Origin of the sequence: Pantoea brenneri, from assembly GCF_038594305.1 — a bacterium.
GTDB lineage: Bacteria > Pseudomonadota > Gammaproteobacteria > Enterobacterales > Enterobacteriaceae > Pantoea > Pantoea brenneri.
The window spans coordinates 1-540 of record NZ_JBCGBG010000021.1; the positions used below are offsets into that span (position 1 = coordinate 1).

Consider the following 540-nt stretch of genomic DNA (forward strand, 5'->3'; position numbering starts at 1 on the left):
GCTTACCACTTTGTGATTCATGACTGGGGTGAAGTCGTAACAAGGTAACCGTAGGGGAACCTGCGGTTGGATCACCTCCTTACCTGAAGATACCTTCCGGCGCAGTGTCCACACAGATTGTCTGATAGAAAAGTAATGAGCAAGACGGCTGCGAAGTCGTGACACCTTTGTGTCCCCTTCGTCTAGCGGTTAGGACTCCGCCCTTTCACGGCGGCAACAGGGGTTCGAATCCCCTAGGGGACGCCACTTGCTTGGTGACAGGTGAAAGGTGTCTCCATGAAGTATCTCAAAACCGATTCAGTTGCGTGAGCAGCCGAGCCGCGTTTGAGATATTTGCTCTTTAACAATCCGGAACAAGCTGAAAATTGAAACGACATGTCGTTTTCATTCTCCGTAATAAGAATGAAAGCTAAGACATGTTCGAGTCTCTCAAATGCTTGCAACACGCAGCGCTGAAAAACGCCTGTGGGTTGTGAGGTTAAGCGACTAAGCGTACACGGTGGATGCCCTGGCAGTCAGAGGCGATGAAGGACGTGCTAA

The 540-nt window shown here is 50.4% G+C and carries 1 tRNA gene and 1 rRNA gene; both read left to right on the top strand.

Annotated elements, in window-relative coordinates:
• Window positions 1-82, top strand: a 16S ribosomal RNA gene (locus AABB92_RS23335); the annotation flags it as partial.
• Window positions 83-171: 89 nt separating this feature from the next.
• Window positions 172-246 (top strand) — tRNA-Glu (locus AABB92_RS23340).
• The last annotated feature ends 294 nt before the right edge of the window (window positions 247-540 follow it).